Raw genomic sequence first — 17784 nt, forward strand, 5'->3', positions numbered from 1 at the left:
TACGTCAGTTGCCGATGCCATCGCCGCCAGCGACACGGCGCGGTCGCCGCTCATGTCGGTCCCGGGCCTCGTCTGGGCGTTCCGCATCCATTCGGACGGTACCCCGGAATCGCTCCCGATCGACCAGCCGATTGCGCTTTCCCATGACGGGCTGCTCTGGCTGCACTTCAACCTGGCCGATGCCCGCGCGCTGCAGTGGCTGACCGCCGCCAACCTCCAGGTTCCGGCCCTGGCGCGCGGTCTGCTGCTGTCAAAGGACACTTACCAGCAGCTTCATACCGTCGATGACTGCGTCTACGGCGTGATCTCCGATCTGTTGCGCGACGTCGGTGAGGCGACCGAGGATACCGGATATCTCCGCTTCGTCATGACCGAGCAGATCCTGGTCAGCGGCCGGCATCATGCGCTGTGCGCGGTCGACGCCACCCGCCGCGCGCTCGAGGCGGGCCGCCGGATCGAAAGCGCGGCTGCGTTGATGGAGACGATCGTCGAGCATGTCGCCGACACCATGGACGGCATCGCCGATCGCGTGGCGCAGGCCCTCGACGAGGTCGAGGAGCAGGTGCTGTCGGACAGCGCGAAGGATCCGCGCCAAACCCTCGGCCGGCTGCGGCGCACCTGCGGCCGCCTGCACCGGCAGTTGTCGGGCCTGCGGATCGTGTTCCACCGGTTCGAGCAGAAACATCTCGACGATCTGAAGCCCGCCTTGCGGCTCCGCGCTGGCAAGCTCGCCCAGCGGCTCGACGGCCTCGACCACACCATCGTCGAGATGCGCGAGCGCAGCCGATTGCTGCAGGAAGAGCTGCACCTGAAGATCGAGGAACAGGGCAACAACAATATCCGGGTGCTCTCGGTGCTGACGGCGCTGCTGATGCCGCCGACCCTCATCACCGGCATTTTCGGCATGAATACCAAGGGACTGCCGTTCACCGATCTCGAAACGGCCTTCCTGTGGGCTTCATTGCTCTTGGTTCTGTCGTCGGTCGCCGCTTATTTCATCATGAAGCGCATCGGGATCATCAGGTAGCCTGGTCACGGGGCGGGACCATGCGGATGCGCAGATTGGCGGTGGCGGCAGCGTGTGTTGTGGGCGCCACGGCGAGCCCAAGCGCGTTCGCCGGCGCCAAGGACGAAAATGCCGCCGAATGGCTGGCCCCGAAATGGCTCAACGAATGGCATGACGGGCTTGCGGCCAAGGGGTTGAATTTCGGCGCCGTCTGGATCGGCGACAACATCACCAATGTCTCGGGAGGATCGAGCCGCGGCGCCATCCATTTCGGCCGGTTTGATCTCTCCGTCGACGGCGACCTCGAGAAACTGGTCGGCTGGACCGGCGGCAAATTCTACGTCAACGCGCTCGGCATCTACGGCCGCGGTCTGTCGCGCAACTATGTCCACAACCTCGCCACCATCAGCGAGATCGAGGCCCTGCCCGAGGCCCGCCTCTACAATGCGTATTTCGAGCAAGGCTTCTACAGCAACGCGCTCAACTTCCGGATCGGGCAGCAGGCGGCCGACGTCGAGTTCTTCGACAGCCAGACCGACGACCTCTTCATCAACGGCACGTTCGGCTGGCCGGCGAACAAGGCCAACAATCTTCCCTCCGGGGGTCCGGCGCCGCCGATCGCGGTGCCCGGCATTCGCGTCAAGGCCACCCTGTCGGACCAGGTCACCGTGTTCGGCGCGGTGTTTAACGGCAATGCCGCGCGGCCGGGCGACGGCGACCCGCAGCTCCGCGACAATCATGGCCTTGCGTTCCGAGTCAACGATCCGCCGTGGCTTATCGGCCAGGTGCGCCTGAGCTATGACCTCGATTTCGGCAGGGGTCCGCTGGCCGGCAATTTCACGCCGGGCGGCTGGTATCACACCGGACAGTTCGACGATCAGCGCTTTACCGCGCAAGGCGCCTCGATCGCCGATCCCAATGGCTCCGGCATCGCCGCAAAACTTGGCGGCAATTTCGGCATCTTTGCCGTCGTCGAGCAGACGCTCTACCGGCCGCCATCGGTGACCGAGAAGGGCGTGTCGGCGTCATTGCCGGGGGTGACGGGTTTCGCGCGGATCGCCTACAGCCCGCCGGATCGAAATCTGATCGACCTCTATATCGACGGCGGCATCGGCGTCAGCGGCCTGGCCCCCGGCCGCCCGCTCGACCGGTTCGGGATGGCGGTGGCCTATATGCGGATTTCAGATTCGGCGCGAAATCTCGATCGCGACAGCCAGTTCTTTGCCGGCCTGCCGAGCCCGGTGCGCAGCAACGAGACGCTACTCGAACTGATCTACGAGGCTCACCTCAAGCCCGGATGGCTGCTGGCGCCGTATTTTCAGTATGTCTGGCGTCCATCCGGCGGCATCCCCAACCCCAGCGATCCGAGCGGCATCTCCCGGATCGGGGACGCCGCCGTGTTCGGCGTGACCACCACGCTCAGATATTAACAGCCGCAGTGCGGACCGGGACAACTTCACGTCCAGCCTTAGCTGCAAATAGAGAAGGCCTGCCGTGAAGATGCAGGCCTTTCCTGATTTGCCGTCGAACTTGGCAAGCGATCGAAGATTAACGATGTGGAGTTCGGTTCTGTGAAGCAGAACCGAACTCCAGTTTTCAATTTTGACGCGTTTTCTTGACGCGAACCGGCGACCACTTCGCTCGAAAACGCTATGCAGCCGCCAGCTTGTTCTCGACCAGCTTGATCCAGTACGACGTGCCGTACACGATCGCCTCGTCGTTGAAATCATAGGCGGGGTGATGGAGCCCCGCGCTATCGCCATTGCCGCAGAAGATGAAGGCGCCCGGCCTTGCCTCCAGCATATAGGCGAAATCCTCCGCGCCCATCAGCGGCGGGCATTCGTGAACGTTCTGGGCGCCGGCCACGTCTTTGGCCACCTGCGTGGCGAAGTCGGTTGGCTCGGCGTGATTTTTGGTCACGGGATAGCCGCGCTCGTAAACCAGGTCGATCTTGGCGCCGGTCATTTTGGCTACGCCCTCGCACACCTCGCGGACGCGCCGCTCGACCGTTTCGCGGACTTCCGGCGTCAGCGTCCGCACGGTGCCGCGGAGTTCGGCGGTCTGCGGGATCACGTTGCGCGCGTTGCCAGCGTGGAACTCGCAGATCGAGATCACGGCCGAATCCAGGGGATCGATGGTCCTTGAGACGATCGACTGCAGGGCGGTGATCAACTGCGAGCCGACCAGCACGGAATCGATGCACTTGTTCGGGCGCGCAGCGTGGCCGCCGAGCCCTTCGATCTTGATGTCGATCGAGTCGGTCGCGGCCATGACCGGACCGGGGCGGATGGCAAAGGAGCCGACCGGAATCCCCGGGCCATTATGCATGCCATAGACCTGCTCGATGCCGAACCGGTCCATCAGCCCGTCCTTGATCATGGCGGCGGCGCCCGCCCCGCCCTCCTCGGCCGGCTGGAAGATCACGACCGCATCGCCGGCGAAATTCCGCGTCTCGGCAAGATAGCGGGCCGCGCCCAGCAGCATGGCGGTGTGACCGTCATGGCCGCAGGCATGCATCAGGCCCGGCGTTTTGGAGGCATGGGGCAGATTGGTCGCTTCCTCGATCGGCAGCGCGTCCATGTCGGCGCGAAGCCCGATCACGTTGATTTCGCCCTTGCCGGGCTGCTTGCCCTTGATGACGCCGACGACGCCGGTCTTGCCGAGGCCGGTCGCGACCTCGTCGCAACCAAATTCGCGCAAGCGGTCTGCCACGAATGCTGCGGTGCGGTGGACTTCATACAGCAATTCGGGGTTTTCATGGATATCGCGGCGCCAGGCCTGAATATCGGGTTGCAGATCGGCGACGCGGTTGACGATGGGCATGGGACTTCTCTGGCCTCAAAGGTTGGAACGCTAGGGCTTCTGTAGCATGCAAGCGACGGTCCACCCAGCACTATGCCGCAGAGCCCCCATCCACCCGGGCGCTTGACCGGCCAGGGCCGGAAAACCCGGCGAAGCTTGGGGGCCCCAAAGTGAAGGATTCCCCCTCACCAGTTGAAAAGTGGCCAACCACCGGCATTAGATGGCCGCCTCGGTCTGCGCGTCGAAAACGTGAAGCCTGGAACGCCGCATGGCAACGCGCAGCTTGTCGGCCACCCTCACCCTCGCGGTCGGCTCGACGCTCGCCACCATGATATTCTCGCCGACCTTCATGTCGAGCAGGATTTCCGAGCCGAGTTGCTCGACCACCTCAATCACAGCATCGAAGCACGGGTGGTCGAGATCAGCGCTACCCGCCACGGTGAGGTCCTCCGGCCGCACACCGAGTATGACCTCGCGCCCGATATGGCCGCGCAGGCGCTGCGCGATCTCGTCCGGCAGCTTGATGCGCAGGCCGGAGTTCTCGGCGATCAGCGATCCGTCCGCCTCGGTCACCGTAACGGCGGCGAAATTCATGGCCGGGGAGCCGATGAAGCCGGCGACGAACTTGTTGGCGGGCTGATTATACAGCTCGAGCGGCTCCCCCACCTGCTGCACCACGCCGTCCTTCATGACGACGACCCGGTCACCCAGCGTCATCGCCTCGACTTGATCGTGGGTAACGTAGATGGCGGTGGTGCCGAGACGCAGATGCAGCTTCTTGAGCTCAACGCGCATCTGCACCCGCAGCTTGGCATCGAGGTTCGACAGCGGCTCGTCGAACAGGAACACGCGGGGGTGGCGCACGATGGCACGGCCCAAAGCCACCCGCTGGCGCTGACCGCCGGAGAGCTGCCGCGGCTTGCGCATCAGCAATTCGCCGATGCCGAGGATGTCGGCCGCGTCGCGCACGCGCTTCTCAATCTCGGGCCTTTCGAATTTGCGCATCTTCAAGCCGAATGCCATGTTGTCGTATACGCTCATATGCGGATAGAGCGCGTAGTTCTGGAACACCATGGCGATGTCGCGATCCATGGGCGCAAGTGCGTTGATCACGTTGCCGTCGATTGAGATATCGCCGGAGCTGATTGCTTCCAGCCCGGCGATCATCCTGAGCGTCGTGGTCTTGCCGCAGCCGGACGGTCCGACGAACACCACGAACTCCTTGTCGCGGATCTGCAGATTGACGTCTTTGACAGCGTGCACGCTGTCAAAGAACTTGTTGATCCCCTTGAGGACGACCTGGCCCATTCGCTTCCACCTGCCTCCCAACGGCCTATGCGCGATCTGCATGCGCGCTTTCGAATCCCCTTGATCCGTGGTGCTGTCAGCCCTTCACCGATCCGGTCAATCCTGCGACGTAGTGTTCGACGAAAAACGAATAGGCGATAGCAACCGGTACCGATCCAAGCAGGGCCCCAGCCATCAGCGGTCCCCAGTAGAATACATCGCCGCGGATCAGCTCCGATGTGACGCCGACCGGCACAGTCTTCTGCTCAGGCGAGGACAGGAAGACAAGCGCATAGATGAACTCGTTCCACGACAGCGTGAAAGCGAAGATGCCGGCCGAGAGGATGCCCGGGATCGCCACCGGGATGATGATGTAGAGCATGGCCTGCCAGCGCGAGGCGCCGTCAATGCGCGCGCATTCCTCGAGCTCCCTGGGCACAGCCTTGAAGTAGCCCATCATGAGCCAGGTGCAGAACGGAATAAGAAAGGTCGGATAGGTTAGAATCAGTGCCCAGGGCGTATCACCCAGCCGATAGTTGCGGATCATCTCGGCCAGCGGAATGAACAGCAGCGTCTGGGGCACCAGATAGGTGATGAAGATGCCGGTACCCAGGCTGCCGGCAAATGGAAAGTTCAGCCGCGACAGGGCATAGCCGGCGAACACGCCGCACACGAGCGAGATAGCGGTTGACGCGAGCGCGATGAACGTCGTGTTCCACAGCCACGATGCGAACAGCGTCTCCTCGAACAGGTACCTGACATGGTCCCAGGTCGGTTTCCAGGTCCAGAACGGATTGTAGTTGATCGAATTCCAGGGCCGGTAAAGCTCGCCGTCCGGCCGCACCGAAGTGATCACCATCCAGTAGAACGGGAACAGCAGGAAAAGCAGGAACAGCGCCATGGGGACGTAGAAGAACACCCACTTTCGCCAGATTGCACCTTCGATCATGGCTCAGCGGACCTCCACGCGGCGGATGTAGAGAAGTTGGATGATGACGACCAGAAACAAGACTGGAAACATTGCGAGCGCGATGGCGGCGCCCTCGCTCAGCAGGCCGGTGCCGATGGCGATCTGATAGGCGTAGGTGGCGAACAGGTGCGTTGCGTTGGCTGGTCCGCCGCCCGTCATCACATAGACGATCTGGAAGTCGGCGAACGTCTGAATCACCGAGAACAGCACCACGACCATGGTCACGGGCAGCAGCAGCGGCCAGGTGATGTGCCAGAACCGCTGCCACGGCTTGGCACCGTCGATGGCGGCGGCCTCGTTGAGTTCGGGACTGATGGTCTGCAGGCCGGCGAGCAGGCTGATGGCGAAGAACGGCACCCCGCGCCAGATGTTGACGATGATAATCGAGATCATGGCGAGGTCGGGATCGCCCAGCCAGTTGATCCGACCGGTGATCAAGCCGAAATGGTAGAGGAGCCAATTGAGAACGCTGAACGTCGGGTCGAACATCCACTTCCAGGCGAAAGTCGAGAGCACGGTCGGGATAATGAAAGGCAGTAGGATGAAAGCACGGGTAAAAGCCTTGCCGCGGAAATTACGGTTGAGCAGCATGGCCAGCCACAGCCCGAGCGCCAGCTTGAAGACGGTGGTCACGCCCGTATAGACGAAGGTGTTGTAAACGGAGGTGCGAAAGATCCCGTCATTGAATATCTTGTAGAAGTTAGCGAGGCCGACGAAGTCGCCGGGCATACCGACGCGCGAGCTGGTGACCGACAGCAATATCCCTCGAATAAAGGGATAGGCAATGAACATGCCGAGCAGCACCATGGTCGGCACCAGCAGCACGAACGCCAGCCAGCGCTCGTCCTCGAGCAGCCGCTGTCGCCGCGGCGGGGGCGCCTCGCGGAGCGTGGTGGCGGAAACCGCGCTTATCGCCATGTTCGATCCTCGCCGGCCGGAAGATTCCCTTGCTCCCCACGAAAAATGGGGAGAGGGACGGCTTAACCTCAGACGTAGACCTTCGTGAGCTCAGCCTCTGCCCACTTCACGGCATCCTCGGCGGGCATGCCTTGGACGGCCTTTGCGTACATATCAATGATGATGTACTTGGTTACGACCTCGGCTGCCTTGCGCGTAGAGGGCCCCTGGTAGCCAGCGAAGCGCCCTGTGCGCGCCGCTTGCTTGTAGGGCAGCATGATCGGGTCGTCGCCCCACAGCTTGTGCTTTTCCCAATCCGTGGTCGGGCCGACCGAGAAGCCCTTCTGGGAGACGAACCACTTGTCGTAGACGTCCCTGGAGTGAATCCAGCCAAGGAATTTCTTCGCCGCATCCTGGTTCTTCGAATAACGCATCAGGAGGTTCGAGAACGGGACGTGATAGCTGAACTGCCCGCCGGGGCCTTTGGGCAGCGCGGCGTGCAGGATGTCGTCCTTCAGTTGCCCGCCAGCCTCCGTCTTGTAGGTATCCGGCTTGCGCAGAGCCTCGATGTAGATCGAGGCGCCATTGAGCGTGGCGCTGCACGTCCCGGACAGAAAAGCGCGGTTGTTGTTGGAATCGTCCCAGGCGAGCCCGCCTTCATCGTGGGCATCCTTCCAGAAGGCCACCATGAACTTCACCGACTCGACCGTTGCTGGGCTGTTCAGCACAACCGTCTTGCCGTCTGCTTCGACCTCCTTGCCGCCCCAGGACCACAGGTAGGGGTAAGTGAAGGCGGGCGCATCGCCGAAGGTGTGACCCAGCGTTTGGCCGATGGGCCGTCCCTTTGCCTTCAGCTTCTTGCCGGCCTCGCGATACTCTTCCCACGTCTGGGGAAATTTTCCGTCCGCGTAGCCGATCTCGGCGAACCAGGACTTTCGGTATGCGATCTGCAGGCCGACGATGCACCACGGCACGGCGATCCATTTCTTGCCGTCATTGGCGACAGCGCGGGATGTTTCGTAGAAGCCGCCCTGGCCCTTGCCGAGTTCCTCAGCGATGTCGCTGACGTCTATGACGCTCTCGCCGTAAAGTTGCCCCCAATTGTTGAGGACGCAGACGACGTCGGGGCCTGACCCCGACTGGATCGCCGAGGTGACGCGGGCCTGGATGTCGTTGGCATTGATGGTCTCGATATTGAGCTTTATGCCGAGCGCCTTCTCGCCCTCCTTGGCGATTTCGTTGCGCAGAAGCTGATCTGACGCCGGAACGAAGTCGGTCCAGCGCAGCCAGTGTACCGTGGTGCCCTGTGCAAAAGCGGGCGCGCGGCCGGTGGCCAGGATGCCGGCCATGCCGCCCACGAGCGCGGTACCGCTCTTGAGGACGTGACGTCGGGTTACTGTCGTCATGCATTCCTCCCTCGGTGTGTCTGAGCTGACGCCCTTTGGCCAGTCTTACGCCGGCTTGGAGTCCCTTTCAGTCTATCGCGCCTCCGTGGTTCAACGCATGCGCACGCGTGCGCAATACGTTGGCTCGATGGTCATTTGTTGGTGTTCCACTTGCAGCGCCGTGGTGGCGAGTTCGCCGCGAAACAGGGCGAATTATTTGCAGAACAACGGCGCGATTACATCGCTCCCCGTCGTAACGGCGATACCACCGGCGGCCTGGATCGCGTCGGCGCTGCTGCCCGCGCATGAACCCTACCGTCATAACGGTCCCTCCCGCGCAGCGACGGTCTTGCCGTGGCCAAGCGGGTTTTCCCCGTCTTATATGAAGCTCGGTACCGGAAGCTGGCGCGACGTCATTGTCGCCCGTCGCACCAGGAAATCAAGTGCTAGCTTTGACGCGCCGCCGAACGGCAATGTCCGTAAGGTGGGCCTCACGCGGCCAGCGTGTTCTCGACCAGCTTGATCCAGTAGGAGGTGCCGAACACGATCGCCTCGTCGTTGAAATTGTAGGCGGGGTGATGGAGCCCCGCGCTGTCGCCGTTGCCGCAGAAGATCAGCGCACCCGGCCGCTGCTCCAGCATGAAGGCGAAATCTTCGCCGGCCATCAGCGGCGGCATCACATGCACATTGGCATCGCCGGCGATTTCTCTGGCTGCCCGCGTCGCGACTTCCGTCTGCCCGATATGGTTGACCGTTACGGGATAGCCGCGATCGTACGTCAGATCGATCCTGGCGCCGGTGACCTGCGCCACGCCGTCAACGACCTCGCGGACCCGCCTTTCCACCATTTTTCGCACGTCGCCGTTCAGGGTACGGACGGTGCCCTGCAGCTCAGCGGTTTGCGGGATCACATTGCGGGCGTTGCCGGCGTGAAACTGGCACATCGAAATGACAGCCGATTCCAGCGGATCGACGCTGCGCGACACGATCGACTGCAGCGCCGTGATCAACTGCGCGCCGACAAGGACGGAATCGATGCAATCGTTCGGATGCGCGGCGTGCCCACCCCGCCCCTCGATCCTGATGACGACGGCATCGCCTCCGGCCATGATCGGACCGGGCCGAAGCGCGAACGAGCCGACCGGAATGCCCGGACCGTTATGCATGCCGTAGACCTGCTCGATACCGAAACGGTCCATCAGCCCGTCCTTGATCATCGCGACCGCGCCCGCGCCGCCCTCTTCGGCCGGCTGGAAGATCACGACCGCATCGCCGGCAAAATTGCGGGTCTCGGCGAGATAGCGCGCCGCACCCAGCAGCATGGCGGTGTGGCCGTCATGGCCGCAGGCGTGCATCAAGCCCTTCGTCCGGGAAGCGTAAGGCAGATTGGTCGCCTCCTCGATCGGCAGCGCGTCCATATCCGCCCGCAGCCCGATGACCTTCACGTCACCCTTGCCGGCGGGCTTGTCGCCCTTGATGACGCCGACGACACCGGTGCGGCCGAGACCGGTAATGACCTCGTCGCAGCCGAATTCCCGCAAACGGTCCGCCACCAATGCCGCAGTGCGGTGCACGTCGTACAGCAGTTCCGGGTGTTCATGAATATCCCGGCGCCAGGCCTGGATGTCGGGTTGAAACTCGGCGACGCGATTGACGATGGGCATGGAGATAGCAAGCCTTCCGGATTTGAGCGCTTCTGCCCCTGTAGCATGCAAGGGGCGGTCCACCCAGCGGCCTCCGGAGACGCCGCCCATTCCCGGCCGTCATGGCCGGGCTTGTCCCGGCCATCCTCGTCTGACTATTAGGACGGAAAGGACGTTAAGGGTCGAAACCAAAGATGCCGCGAAGCCTTGAAGGCGATTTCGACTACATCGTCGTCGGTGCGGGTACCGCCGGCTGCATCATGGCCAACCGGCTGTCGGCCGATCCGAAAAACCGCGTGCTGATCCTCGAAGCCGGCGGCAACGACAACTGGATCTGGTTTCACATCCCGGTCGGCTACCTCTTCGCGATCGGCAATCCCCGCTCGGACTGGATGTTCAAAACCGAGCCGGAGCCCGGGCTCAATGGCCGCTCCCTCGCCTATCCCCGCGGCAAGGTGATCGGCGGCTCCTCCGCCATCAACGCCATGATCTCGATGCGGGGACAGGCCGCCGATTACGACCACTGGCGCCAGCTTGGCCTCACCGGCTGGGGCTATGACGACGTGCTGCCACTGTTCAAACGGCTCGAAGACCATTTTCTGGGCGAGAGCGAACATCACGGCACCGGTGGCGGCTGGCGGATCGAGGCGCCGCGGCTGTCGTGGGAGGTTCTGGACGCGGTCGGCGACGCCGCCGAGGAAATGGGCATCAGGCGCATTGCCGATTTCAACACCGGCGACAATGAGGGCACGAGCTATTTCCACGTCAACCAGAAGCGCGGCCGACGCTGGTCTTCGGCGCGCGGCTTCCTCAAGCCGGTGCTGAACCGCGCCAATCTGCGGCTGGAAAAGAACGTGCTGGTCGACCGCCTGATCATCGAGAATGGCCGCGCCGTCGGCGTGCGCTTCATGCAAGGTGGCGAAATGGTCGAGGCCCGCACCAAAGGCGAAGTCATTCTGTGTGCGGGGTCAATCGGATCGACGCAGGTCCTGCACCGGTCCGGCATCGGCCCCGCCGACTGGCTGTCGCCGCTCGGCATCGATGTCGCGCTCGACAAGCAGGGCGTGGGGCGGAATCTGCAGGACCATCTGCAGCAGCGCGCGATCTACAAGGTTTTTGGCGTGCGTACGCTGAACGAAACCTATTACAATCTGGTCCGGCGCGGCATGATGGGGCTCGATTATGCCTTCCGCCGTCGCGGGCCGCTGACCATGGCGCCGTCGCAGCTCGGCATCTTCACCCGTTCCGATCCGCGGCGCGAACGCGCCAACATCCAGTTCCACGTGCAGCCGCTGTCGCTCGACAAGTTCGGCGACCCCCTGCACCGTTTTCCCGCGATCACGGTGAGCGCCTGCAATCTGCAGCCGACCTCGCGCGGCACCGTGCGCATCCGCTCGGCGCGACCCGACGAGGCGCCATCGATCGCGCCGAATTATCTGTCCACCGACGACGACCGCCAGGTGGCGGCCGATGCCATCCGCACCACGCGGCGGCTGATGAAGCAGACGCAGCTCGAACGCTATCGCCCGCAGGAGTACCTGCCCGGCCCCGGCGTCGGCGACGACGACGCCTCGCTGGCAAAAGCCGCCGGCGATATCGGCACCACGATCTTCCATCCGGTGGGGACCGCGAAGATGGGAACGGCTTCCGATCCGCTTGCCGTGGTTGACGAACGCCTGCGCTTTCACGGGATCGCTGGGCTACGTGTGGCCGACGCTTCCGTGATGCCGACGATTACGTCAGGGAATACCAACACGCCGACGGCGATGATCGCGGAAAAAGGTGCTGCGATGATTCTGGAGGATAGCAGATAGGTCGCGACGAAACAGATCATCGTCCAGAGGCGGGTCTGCGTTCACGGCGGCATCCGACACGGCTACTCGACCGACAGCGGTCGGATTACTGGAGCGTATTTGTGCTTCCAGCACCTTGCACCAGGACGTCCTTTCGCATTCTCGGTACGAGGTCAGCGACACTCGACCATTTCAATATCGTGGCACGCTGGTTTTCATCAGAAAACTCGAACGTCGGACTGGCCGGCTTACAAATCTTCTCGTTCAGGTTTCCGGCCGGCGCGTGGTAGAGGACCCTTAGCTGGGCTCCGTTGTCCGTGGGCGTGATCTTCTTGACGTCGATCATGTGGAGGCCGAAATCGGAGACTTCCTCGCACAGCTCCAGCCCGGCGTTCCAGGTCCCAAACAGATACTTCCCGGGCACGACCTGCGAGGGCCCTCCTTCAACCTTGGCCGGTACAGTCTCATCATTGAATTTGACGACGTCGTCGAAGACGCTCACCGCCTTGATGACGTTGAGGCGACCCGAAAACGCCACATCATCTCGGAGCTTCTTGTCGAAATCGACGGAGACCTCGAGTCGCTCCTTGATTGATGGACTGTTCGCGCTGTCGAAATTCCAGAACGAGCGCATAAGCGCAACCGTGAAACTCACGAGCGGAGTGGCGAAAGACGTGCCAAAAACGGAGCCCGTGCCCTTGTAGGGAAGATCACAGCCCGGGGCGGCAATGTCCGCAAAGTGCGATCCATAGTTGGTGAACGAGGCCCGCTTACCCGAACTGTCGTGGGCGGCCACCGTTATTACGTTACGGATCCTGCCAACGAAACCGCCAAAATTCGCCGGATATTTGGGATCGTCGTCGAGTGGCTGAGGACTGTTCCCCGCGGCAACGACAGCCACGATGCCGGACGACTCCAAAAGCGGCAAAATTTCCGTGTTCTTGCGGCTCCCACCTGCGCTGATATTTGCTACCGATGCCCCCACACGTTTGGCGTATTTGAGCCCGGCATGAATCGCAGTTTCGGGAATGTCGAATTGATTCTGATCCTGCTCTTTCGATTTCTTAACGATTTTTACGATCTTGAGCTGAATCAGTTTCTCAAGATCGGTAAATTGGGTACGAAACATCCTTCCGCCGAGCACAAGGTTCGCAACTTCAGAGCCATGCTCCTTGTACGGATCGTCGTTATAGGCGGTTACATCGCCATAGCGCGCCGCCACATCGGTACCAATTACATCATTATCGTATCCGTTGCGGTCCCAATCCTTGAGAGGACTTTCGCGTTCCCTGAAGTTGATGGCGAAGTATCTGTTGGGCAGGAAATCTCCCTTGCCAACGATACCGGTATCGAGAACGGCAACCACGGACGGCACCAGCTTGAGCTTCCGCTTCTCCGCCGTCTTGACATTGCGCGCGAGAATGGCACTGAGGACGTTGACATCAAACGGCCAGGGACAGTAGGAGCGCGCGCTCGCGGCATTGCAGTCGGGATCCGTAACGTTGTCCTTGTTCATCGGCGTGACCAGCGCCGGCGCCGATGACAATCTTGCAATTGCCGTACCTTCGGCGAGAGTCCGGATTGTCTTGAGGACGATATTAGGTTCGAGACCAGGTTTCAACTTGATCGACGATTCCCGTGTTCGAAACGGGATGACTATCGTGGAGTTGACCTTCAGCTTCGCAAGATCGATGCCCGGATTCAATTCACCGACCAGCTTCTCGATCGCCTCACCGCAACGCGGACTACTCACTTCCTTGCTGCATTTCAACCCAAATGTAGGCCAAACGTTGGATTCGCGGCGGAGCAAGACATCGAGATTGTCCTCCTCGATCACGCTCACGGCCGCGTTCCGTTTGGAATAGACACAGGCGGGCAGCAGAATCTTGTTCGGAAAGCTATCGCCTTGAGCAAGCGGATTGAGCTCCCTCACCTTCTCATCGAGTTTGCCATTCCAGAAACCGCAGACCGTTCGGGTAATCACATCGATCGGCAATCCCTTACGCTCATACGACGAAGGGACCGCGATGTCGGCGATATAGGCAATAAGAGCATCAGGTAGCGACGAGTTTGCGCGTATCACGATGTCGTCGAGACAAAACGCAGGGGTGCAATGCGATATAGCCGCAAGCAGGATCGCGATTGAACTCCGCCATGCCATCAGTCGGGGCACTCTTGTTTCGGAAGGTCCGCAATGGGCGCACGATTCTTCTTCGACCACGCGCTAGCAAAACACAGGAAGTCGGGGGTGCTGATACTTGAGAAGCTCGATACCGGGATCTGGGACGCGCCATCCATAAAGTCCAACCGTGCATTCACGGCCGCCAGAAACCGCCGGCCCGACGGCGGTTTGACGATATAGGCCCCTCCGCCGCTGTCGCCGAGGCACAACGATGCGCCCCCCTTTGTCTTCACGGTGTTGGGCGCACCAGGAATCTCCCCGGGCAACTTCCATACGTCCGCATCGCCGATGCCGAATCCGAGCACCTTTTCGCTGATAAAATTCACGCAGCCGAATCCGGCTAACGTCAATTGCTTAACGCGCGTGATGTCTTTCGGGTTGAACGCTAAGAGTTCGAACGGGACGTTGGTCAGCGCGGCTGTCGGCTTGCACAGTGCATAATCGGAATCCAGCCTGCTTCCATCCAGATATTTGGGCGCAGCCGTGCAATCGGCGCTGCCGGCGTGCCCACCGAACTCGAAGGTGATACGGCTTCCCCTCTGCAGGCAGTGCGCGGCAGTCAATATCGCATACGGCGCGATGGCGGTGGCGGTGCAGTTGAGCCCGTTGGCGTTGGCACGGAGCGAAGCCTTCCAGTTGTCGGTGTCGACGATCGTTATTCCATCAACGATGAAGGGCCGTTGTCCGGACTGCCGATGCTTCGACACTGGATGAAAGTCCAAAGACCCGGCCTGAGCGCAAGTTGTTGACAGCCAACCAATCAAAAACTGGGAAGAACAAAGCCACAGCTTTACCGTAAGCAATACGCGGGTGCGAAACATGCGCGATCCGCCTTCATAAACAAGAAATTGTCTTTAAAAAAAATGCATCCAGAGCTTGACCGAGCGAGTATTGCGAGTCAAGTTGGCTCATATTTACCAATGATATTACTGCGGGGACACATTTATGATGCGTCATCTGACGGTTATCCTGTTTGCCTGCGTGAGTTTTACAGCGGCACGCGCCGACGACCCAGCCCCGACCGCGTACCCTGCCGGAGCCGACGCCCTGGTCGGCGCCATCGCCGCGTTGACCAATGCTGAGGACAAGCGCATCGGTCTTTGGCGATCCGAGAACCGCTACGGCACCATTCGCGCAGCCCTGGTCCAATCGGTCATCAGCTCAAAGGGAGACGCCGCCAGCGTCGCACTGGACGACAACGCCGTCAAAGCGCTGCTCTGCAACCCGCGCAAAGACTTCATCAAGGTTTCGGCCTCTCAAAACTACCTGACCGCCGTATCTTCCGAATTGAAGAAGACCGCGACGACCGCAAAAATCGACGGCCTGACGGCGGCAATCACGACGCTCTTCAAGACATATTCGGTAGATGTTGCGACGGTGGACGGAAAACTAAAGAAGGCTCAGGAGCTCGCGCTCGGAAACTGTCAAATAGACTATCAGAAATTTCCGAAGAGCTACTATAACTACGCCTTTGCGGGCAGCACCGTTGCAATCGAAGACATTTTCTCTCCGTTTTCTTCGCTTGTCAAACTTGTCATCGACATCGTAACCCCAGTCGCGGAGGCTGGCGCGAAGCTTGTCGACGCCGAAGCGCGCAAGGCGGCGATTCTCGCTTACCTGAAGAAGCCGGGAACCATCAAGAACATCACCGCTGCCGCTCAAGCCGTCGACTCCGAGCTCTCGAGTTCGCTGAATGCATATCGTTATCAGAAGGTCGGGCAATTTGTGGAGCAGGTCGTCATCCTGCGCGGCGACACGCTCGACCTCAACAAGGAACCAGCCTGCAAGTCTTCATTCAAGGACGACAAGCTCATCGTCAACGATGGCCGGCCGTCCGACAACTTCATCAAATGCATGTCGGTGACGTCCGCGTTCTATGCGGACAAGATCGCATCGCTGCTCAAGACTGCCGATGACTATGACCAGCTTGCCGACGCTCCACCGGATGTGACCGGTGAAAAGCTGAAGGCGATCACTGGAAAGCTGGATCAGATCGCCAACGACAAGGTGCCGCCGGCTACAACGAAAGAACTCTGGGACAAGGCCGTAGAGATCATGGGATTTGCCCAGACCGTGCTGAACGCGGCGTCAAAAGAGAATAGAGCCAAGGTGAAGCAAGGCATCGACGATCTGGTCAAAGCACTCTAGGGTTCAGTGCGTGCCTTCTCAGTTTCAGTCTCGACGAATTGATGCTTCCCGTTACGAAATGCTTCGATGTCGTCTTGAAAGCAGTGCAAGCGACTTCTTCAAACCGCTGTAGGCGCTCGCCGTCTTCGGATGCAAACGCAGATAATCTCGAAAGCAGATGAAAGTCCTGCCAACGCAGATTGAACGGATCCATGACTTGGACCTGATGCGTCCAGATCTGGGTATTCCCTTGCGGAAGAAAACTTCGGCCGGTAGCCACGCTTCATACTCCGGTATGTAAGGTGTAGCCCAGGAGGCTGCACGCAAGCAGACTTTGCTTCAGTGAGGCTCCGCACGCCGACCAACAGATCGATGATCGGCTTGGCCGCCAACCTAGCACCGACGTACTTCCGATGTGCTCGATCGCGACGATCGGACCGAATACATCCCGCGGGCGCGCGCGTTCCTCTTTAAACAGCACAGGCCATCTCGAGTCGCAGTCACGAACCTCGATGGCTCCTCCGCCATATTTTTCCTAGATGACCTCGAACATAGGCACCAAGAATTTCAAGCAAGGCACTCCTTCGTTGCAAGGGAATGCCTGGAGACAGGCCATGGCCGCTCCCTCACGAAAACGTCATCTGTTCCGGCCACTGACGCGGGACTTCCGGGAATAAACCCCGCCCCCACCCGATCACGTCCCTGCAAGCCCAATCAAGGGCTCAGGGAGATTTGCCATGAGCGATCACGATCACCACGGTGACGGTGTCAGCCGCCGCCGCGTGCTGGAATGCATGACCTGGGCAGGCACCGGCGTGCTCTGGACCATTACCGGCGGGGTGCCGCGTTCGCTCGGCATTGTCGACTCGGCGCTGGCCGCCGAACCCGCCGGGATGACGTTCCTGCAGATCAGCGACAGCCATGTCGGCTTCGACAAGCCGGCCAATCCCAATGCGCTCGGGACGCTGGAGGAAGCCATCAACAAGATCAACGCGATGCCGAAGAAGCCGTCGTTCATGATCCACACCGGCGACATCACGCATCTGTCGAAGGCATCCGAGTTCGACGACGCCGACCGCATCATCTCGCAGGCCAAGCTCGACGTGCATTATGTGCCGGGCGAGCACGATTTCATCGACGAGGAGGTCAAGCTCTACAAGGAACGCTACGGCCGCGGCACCAAGGGCGCCGGCTGGTATTCGTTCGACGCCGGCGGCGTGCATTTCGTCGGCCTCGTCAATGTGGTCGACCTCAAGGGCGGCGGCCTCGGCAATCTCGGCAACGAACAGCTTGAATGGCTGGAGAACGACCTGAAGGGCCGTTCGAAATCCACGCCGGTCGTGCTGTTCGCGCACATCCCGCTGTGGACGGTCTATCCGCAATGGGGCTGGGGCACCGAGGACGGCGCGCGGGCGCTCGAATACGTCAAAGGATTCGGCTCGGTCACGGTGCTGAACGGCCACATCCACCAGGTGATGCAGAAGGTCGAAGGCAACGTCACCTTCCACACCGCGCGCTCGACGGCTTTCCCGCAGCCGGCGCCGGGCTCGGCCCCCTCCCCCGGCCCGATGAAAGTGGAAGACAGCAAGCTCCGCAGCCTGCTCGGCGTCGCCAGCATCAACTTCAAGCAGAACAATCAACCCTTGGCGATCATCGACACGCCGCTGCAGGGCTAAGGTAGGGAATACTACG

At 61.1% G+C, this 17784-nt stretch carries 14 protein-coding genes; 5 read left to right on the forward strand and 9 right to left on the reverse strand.

Features of this window, described 5'->3' with window-relative positions; translation table 11 throughout:
* Positions 1-52 precede the first annotated feature (52 nt).
* Together V1283_RS22240 and V1283_RS22245 are read left to right on the forward strand one after the other, a co-directional pair.
* Complete coding sequence (locus tag V1283_RS22240; RefSeq protein ID WP_334393140.1) at positions 53-1027, forward strand: transporter; 975 nt, start codon at positions 53-55, stop codon at positions 1025-1027.
* Between the two features lie 20 nt (positions 1028-1047).
* Positions 1048-2436, forward strand: coding sequence for a carbohydrate porin (locus V1283_RS22245; protein WP_334388589.1), 1389 nt, complete (start codon positions 1048-1050; stop codon positions 2434-2436).
* A gap of 220 nt (positions 2437-2656) precedes the next feature.
* On the opposite strand, the gene V1283_RS22250 is transcribed toward V1283_RS22245, so the two are convergent.
* From V1283_RS22250 to V1283_RS22275, 6 genes are all read right to left on the reverse strand, one after another.
* Entirely contained in the window at positions 2657-3829 is a 1173-nt protein-coding gene (locus V1283_RS22250; RefSeq protein ID WP_334388590.1) for a M20 aminoacylase family protein, read from the reverse strand.
* Between the two features lie 195 nt (positions 3830-4024).
* Entirely contained in the window at positions 4025-5116 is a 1092-nt protein-coding gene (locus V1283_RS22255) for an ABC transporter ATP-binding protein (protein WP_334388591.1), read from the reverse strand.
* 76 nt (positions 5117-5192) lie between these two features.
* Complete coding sequence (locus tag V1283_RS22260; RefSeq protein ID WP_334388592.1) at positions 5193-6044, reverse strand: carbohydrate ABC transporter permease; 852 nt, start codon at positions 6042-6044, stop codon at positions 5193-5195.
* Positions 6045-6047: 3 nt separating this feature from the next.
* A complete protein-coding gene (locus V1283_RS22265) occupies positions 6048-6983 on the reverse strand; it encodes a carbohydrate ABC transporter permease (RefSeq protein WP_334388593.1) in 936 nt (311 codons plus the stop codon).
* 68 nt (positions 6984-7051) lie between these two features.
* Positions 7052-8368, reverse strand: coding sequence for an ABC transporter substrate-binding protein (locus tag V1283_RS22270; RefSeq protein WP_334388594.1), 1317 nt, complete (start codon positions 8366-8368; stop codon positions 7052-7054).
* A gap of 470 nt (positions 8369-8838) precedes the next feature.
* Positions 8839-10011 (reverse strand): M20 aminoacylase family protein, encoded by a 1173-nt coding sequence (locus tag V1283_RS22275; RefSeq protein ID WP_334388595.1) that lies wholly within the window; start codon positions 10009-10011, stop codon positions 8839-8841.
* A gap of 173 nt (positions 10012-10184) precedes the next feature.
* Here V1283_RS22275 and V1283_RS22280 point away from each other — a divergent pair, with 173 nt between their 5' ends.
* On the forward strand, positions 10185-11804 hold the full coding sequence (locus V1283_RS22280) for a GMC family oxidoreductase (protein ID WP_334388597.1): 1620 nt from the start codon (positions 10185-10187) through the stop codon (positions 11802-11804).
* 85 nt (positions 11805-11889) lie between these two features.
* Here the strand turns inward: V1283_RS22280 and V1283_RS22285 are convergent, their stop codons facing one another.
* Both V1283_RS22285 and V1283_RS22290 read right to left on the reverse strand, forming a co-directional pair.
* Positions 11890-13956, reverse strand: coding sequence for a S8 family serine peptidase (locus tag V1283_RS22285; protein ID WP_334388598.1), 2067 nt, complete (start codon positions 13954-13956; stop codon positions 11890-11892).
* Entirely contained in the window at positions 13944-14786 is an 843-nt protein-coding gene (locus V1283_RS22290; RefSeq protein WP_334388599.1) for a trypsin-like serine protease, read from the reverse strand. Before V1283_RS22290 ends, V1283_RS22285 begins: the two co-directional genes overlap by 13 nt.
* 124 nt (positions 14787-14910) lie before the next feature.
* On the opposite strand from V1283_RS22290, the gene V1283_RS22295 reads away from it, so the two are divergent.
* A complete protein-coding gene (locus tag V1283_RS22295) occupies positions 14911-16113 on the forward strand; it encodes a hypothetical protein (protein ID WP_334388600.1) in 1203 nt (400 codons plus the stop codon).
* Positions 16114-16375: 262 nt separating this feature from the next.
* Here V1283_RS22295 and V1283_RS22300 read toward each other — a convergent pair whose 3' ends face one another.
* On the reverse strand, positions 16376-16573 hold the full coding sequence (locus tag V1283_RS22300; RefSeq protein ID WP_334388601.1) for a hypothetical protein: 198 nt from the start codon (positions 16571-16573) through the stop codon (positions 16376-16378).
* A gap of 256 nt (positions 16574-16829) precedes the next feature.
* Here V1283_RS22300 and V1283_RS22305 point away from each other — a divergent pair, with 256 nt between their 5' ends.
* Positions 16830-17768 (forward strand): metallophosphoesterase family protein, encoded by a 939-nt coding sequence (locus V1283_RS22305; RefSeq protein ID WP_334388602.1) that lies wholly within the window; start codon positions 16830-16832, stop codon positions 17766-17768.
* The last annotated feature ends 16 nt before the right edge of the window (positions 17769-17784 follow it).

The sequence above is a fragment of the Bradyrhizobium sp. AZCC 2262 genome (genome assembly GCF_036924535.1).
GTDB lineage: Bacteria > Pseudomonadota > Alphaproteobacteria > Rhizobiales > Xanthobacteraceae > Bradyrhizobium.

Excerpts from the sequence above, each read along its gene's own strand:
- V1283_RS22275 (WP_334388595.1), bottom strand. The coding sequence starts at position 10,011 with ATGCCCATCGTCAATCGCGTCGCCGAGTTTCAACCCGACATCCAGGCC.
- V1283_RS22305 (WP_334388602.1), top strand. The coding sequence starts at position 16,830 with ATGAGCGATCACGATCACCACGGTGACGGTGTCAGCCGCCGCCGCGTG.
- V1283_RS22290 (WP_334388599.1), bottom strand. The coding sequence starts at position 14,786 with ATGTTTCGCACCCGCGTATTGCTTACGGTAAAGCTGTGGCTTTGTTCT.
- V1283_RS22280 (WP_334388597.1), top strand. The coding sequence starts at position 10,185 with ATGCCGCGAAGCCTTGAAGGCGATTTCGACTACATCGTCGTCGGTGCG.
- V1283_RS22295 (WP_334388600.1), top strand. The coding sequence starts at position 14,911 with ATGATGCGTCATCTGACGGTTATCCTGTTTGCCTGCGTGAGTTTTACA.
- V1283_RS22255 (WP_334388591.1), bottom strand. The coding sequence starts at position 5,116 with ATGGGCCAGGTCGTCCTCAAGGGGATCAACAAGTTCTTTGACAGCGTG.
- V1283_RS22260 (WP_334388592.1), bottom strand. The coding sequence starts at position 6,044 with ATGATCGAAGGTGCAATCTGGCGAAAGTGGGTGTTCTTCTACGTCCCC.
- V1283_RS22245 (WP_334388589.1), top strand. The coding sequence starts at position 1,048 with ATGCGGATGCGCAGATTGGCGGTGGCGGCAGCGTGTGTTGTGGGCGCC.
- V1283_RS22250 (WP_334388590.1), bottom strand. The coding sequence starts at position 3,829 with ATGCCCATCGTCAACCGCGTCGCCGATCTGCAACCCGATATTCAGGCC.
- V1283_RS22265 (WP_334388593.1), bottom strand. The coding sequence starts at position 6,983 with ATGGCGATAAGCGCGGTTTCCGCCACCACGCTCCGCGAGGCGCCCCCG.
- V1283_RS22240 (WP_334393140.1), top strand. The coding sequence starts at position 53 with ATGTCGGTCCCGGGCCTCGTCTGGGCGTTCCGCATCCATTCGGACGGT.
- V1283_RS22270 (WP_334388594.1), bottom strand. The coding sequence starts at position 8,368 with ATGACGACAGTAACCCGACGTCACGTCCTCAAGAGCGGTACCGCGCTC.